The 3,464-nt window shown below is 36.8% G+C and carries 5 protein-coding genes; all 5 read left to right on the top strand.

The window, feature by feature from the left end; genetic code table 11:
* Positions 1-383: 383 nt before the first annotated feature.
* The 5 genes from H4J39_RS00355 (at position 384) to H4J39_RS00335 (ending at position 3,225) form a co-directional block, all read left to right on the top strand.
* Positions 384-752 (top strand): hypothetical protein, encoded by a 369-nt coding sequence (locus H4J39_RS00355; RefSeq protein WP_182225478.1) that lies wholly within the window; start codon positions 384-386, stop codon positions 750-752.
* Positions 753-1,369: 617 nt separating this feature from the next.
* Positions 1,370-1,582: a hypothetical protein gene (locus H4J39_RS00350; RefSeq protein ID WP_182225477.1), complete on the top strand. Its 213-nt coding sequence runs from the start codon at positions 1,370-1,372 to the stop codon at positions 1,580-1,582.
* A 120-nt stretch (positions 1,583-1,702) separates the two neighbouring features.
* Positions 1,703-2,053 (top strand): hypothetical protein, encoded by a 351-nt coding sequence (locus tag H4J39_RS00345; protein WP_182225476.1) that lies wholly within the window; start codon positions 1,703-1,705, stop codon positions 2,051-2,053.
* Positions 2,054-2,153: 100 nt separating this feature from the next.
* The gene (locus H4J39_RS00340; protein WP_182225475.1) at positions 2,154-2,570 is read left to right on the top strand and encodes a hypothetical protein; all 417 of its coding nucleotides are present in this window, start codon (positions 2,154-2,156) and stop codon (positions 2,568-2,570) included.
* A gap of 85 nt (positions 2,571-2,655) precedes the next feature.
* Complete coding sequence (locus H4J39_RS00335) at positions 2,656-3,225, top strand: hypothetical protein (protein WP_182225474.1); 570 nt, start codon at positions 2,656-2,658, stop codon at positions 3,223-3,225.
* Positions 3,226-3,464: the final 239 nt, after the last annotated feature.

Here is a 3,464-nt window from a genome sequence, read left to right as displayed (position 1 = left end):
GGTGTAATCGCCACTTCGTTTTATTGTTTAAAGCATTTGCCAATTTAAGTAGGCGTTTGTACTTTCTAAATATGGTTTTGGAGTGTTTCGCCAAGCTCTACGTCATTTACGCCAATATAGTCTTCGGGCATTACCTAAAAACAAAATGTCCTTGCGAATTGGCTTTTCATTGTTCGGTGTTGTGGCTCAAAATCTAGCAGTTGTGTTTATAAAGTGGCGAATGTAATATTAACTTTCAGTGTTTGCTTTAAGGTTTTGTATTTACAAACAAACTTCACCTAACAAGCAATTCAAACGGACAAATAACAGTTGGCTGTCGTTCGTCCCTCACTATTTTAGCCAACTATTATTTGCCGCTTAATATGGGCGTTAGGTAACTAAGGATGGTCAATCTTCTAAATCCCAATTTAAGAGTTAGGGATATAAGAAAACTTGTAGAGCCCAATTTACTTGAAATTACTTGGGATGAAGGAATAGATGAAACAAGTGAATGGATAGTTGCTTCTTTCGAAGATCCTGAACATACGCAGAGATTAACTTCTTGGCTAAATAGCAAAACCATAAATGGAGCTTTCGAATTAATTATTATTCATAATTCTTGGTCAAATTTAGAATACATTACCTGGGCAAGCTTACTAGAGAACTTACAGAGTTACTTTAACCAAGAAACTACTCTAATTATTGCTTCAGATCGTACGTGGGTAATGGAATATATGCCCCAACAAATAGTAAGGTTCGGGCGTTGGGTGTAAGTTACCTAACAAGGCAATCAAGCAGGAAAATTTACAGCTGGCTGTTTTCACTGCGTTCAACATTTTAGCCAGCTATAAATTTCCTCTTATTGAGGCGTTAGGTGGCACCACTTTTCGGTTTTTATTGTTAACCAACAGTCGTGTTTTTAATATTAGTTTGGTGGTTTTTCTGTTTCGTGGGTTTTCGCCAAAACGATTTGTAAATGTCGCGAATCATTGTCGAGAGTCCAGCAATAACATTTGTGTTGTGCGCTAAAACGACTTTTGTGTAAATGGCTCAAAATTACTGTTTGGTATTTAGCCGTGGTGCGGTTATATTAACTTTCTAAGTTTGCTTTAACTAGCGGGTTTAATAATAAATTTAACCTAACAAGCAATTCAAACGGACAAAAAACAGTTGGCTGTTTTCACTTCGTTCAACATTTTAGCCAACTAATTTTTGCCGCTTAATATGGGCGTTAGCACTATTGTTCCAACTACCGTCCTGTGGCATAATTTAGTTCTTGGCATTCTGCCATGCTTCGGCGCAAAGAATTACTTTGATATCTCGTTTCTGATTTAGCCACAGATTTTCGATATCGCATAATACACAGGATTATTCTGTGTGTGAGGTTGCGATGTCTAATAAACAAAACTCCCAGAATACTCAAAAAAACAATACTATTCATATTATTGCGCTGATTATTGTTATTGCACTAATTATTTTTATACCAGCCTTTATTTTCTTTTCAAAAGATATTAATCTGGCTTTAGAAGAAGTGTGGGGGCATTTAGAAAAGCTTTCATTAATGATAGTTAGTTACTTATTTGGTGTTAATAAATCCAAATAGTGCTAACAAGCCACTCAAGCGGGACTAAAAACAGTTGGCTACTTTCGCTTCGCTCGGTATTATAGCCAACAATTCTTAGCCCCTTAGTGGGGCGTTATGTTGCAAAAGGAGATGCAGTTCATGAATCAGATTAAGAGTAACTTTCAAATATTAGCCGCTACAGTTTCAACGCTTTATTTTGGCTTGTTTGCGTATGGAGCCTTTATCTTCATTAAAGAATTTGAAAATGTATTTGATTCGTTTGAATCGGAGCTACCATTTCAAACATCTTTATTAATTGGCACTTATCGTTACTGGGGTGTTTTAGGTTTAATCTCTGCTTATATTTTGTTTAAAGTGAGTAAATGTAAAAGTAGTAAATCTATGTCGGTGCTTACATGGCTTGGTGTTTTGTCAATATTATTAGTAGTGTTTGCTATTTGGGGTATTTATAGCCCTGTACTCGAAGGTAGCGGGCAAGCTGCAACATAACAAGCCACTCAAGCAGGACAAATAACAGTTGGTTTTGTTCGCTTCGCTCTCTATTATAACCAACTATTATTTGCCTCTTAGTGGGGCGTTAGGGCTATCCATGCGTAGAGTTGGTGTCTTACTATTATTGTTTTTTTCATACGATTCTTTCGCTTGTCGTGAATTACAATTATCCGAATCAAGTTGGGCTGAAAAGTCCAATTCAATTTATGTGGTTCGTGTCGTTGGGATTTCAGCGCCAACTTTGATTAATGCTCCATATAGCACCGATGTAATCCGTGACGCCCTGTTTACAGATAGATTTGATAAAATTGTTTCTTTAGTGGTATATGAAACTTTAAAAGGTTCAGATAAAAAACTTATGGAGGTGGCTATAAATTGGTGCGGGGGCGGTGAAGTTAAGCTTGGTTTTGTGGGCGTACTTTACGGCTCAGAACAAAAATGGCATATTCAGTCAGGCTTAAGTGCGGTTTCGGCATTCAAGGAAGCCCTAACAAGTTACTCAAACGGACGCTAAACAGTTGGCTAGCACTCGTTCCTCGTACATTTTAGCCAACTATTTTTCGCCGCTTAGTAAGGCGTTAGGTGCACAGGAGGTGTATGTGAAATTTCTAATTGTTTTATTTATATCAATACTTTCTGGTTGTAGTGTTGTTGTACACGATAAAACTAATGATCCAATTGCGGCCTCCTTTGTTGGAAATTATTACAAGACAGCTAAAGATGGCTTCTTGTATAAAGCAAGGTGTGCTGATATTAATGGAAATGTACAGTCAACTGAATGGTGTACTGGATTACAAGCTTTTAATTCTGGCAACGAATATGCTACAACCCCTGCTAACTATCAAACATATAAATCATCTCAAAAAGAATGGGATGAAAAGCTATTTACAAAACTAGCTTTCGAAAAACAGCGCTCTATAATTTCTCAGTTACCACAAGGAACTGTTTTAAAAATCACTAAATTGGTTCAATATCCTTGGGGTACAAATGGATATTATTGGGCAATTAGGGCGGCGATGATTACACCTGAAGGAAATCAATTAGAAATTGAGTTACCAACAAATCGAGTTCTAGCTTTTCCTACTTGGTTAAAAGGTTATGGTGTACAGAAATTACCAAAGTTTAAATTAGAGTTTTTGAAAATTTGTACAGACGCAAAGTGCACCTAACAAGCCATTCAAGCAGGACAAATAACAGCTGGCTACTTGCTCCTTCGTCGCTTATTTTAGCCAACAATTATTTGCCTCTTAATGGGGCGTTAGGTTTAATCGCCACTTCGTTTTATTGTTTAAAGTATTTGCCAATTTAATCTAGCGTTTGTATTTTCTAAATATGGTTTTGGAGTGTTTCGCCAAGCCCTACGTCATTTACGCCAATATAGTCTTCGGGCATTACCTAAAAACAAAAT

The organism is Colwellia sp. Bg11-12 (assembly GCF_014076955.1).
Classification (GTDB): domain Bacteria; phylum Pseudomonadota; class Gammaproteobacteria; order Enterobacterales; family Alteromonadaceae; genus Colwellia_A.
The sequence above is the reverse complement of the archived record's forward strand: the minus strand, read 5'-3'. Positions and strand labels throughout refer to the sequence as shown.

What these genes read in the sequence shown, in the direction of transcription:
- H4J39_RS00350 (WP_182225477.1), top strand. Translation starts at nt 1,370, where the DNA reads ATGTCTAATAAACAAAACTCCCAGAATACTCAAAAAAACAATACTATT.
- H4J39_RS00340 (WP_182225475.1), top strand. Translation starts at nt 2,154, where the DNA reads ATGCGTAGAGTTGGTGTCTTACTATTATTGTTTTTTTCATACGATTCT.
- H4J39_RS00345 (WP_182225476.1), top strand. Translation starts at nt 1,703, where the DNA reads ATGAATCAGATTAAGAGTAACTTTCAAATATTAGCCGCTACAGTTTCA.
- H4J39_RS00355 (WP_182225478.1), top strand. Translation starts at nt 384, where the DNA reads ATGGTCAATCTTCTAAATCCCAATTTAAGAGTTAGGGATATAAGAAAA.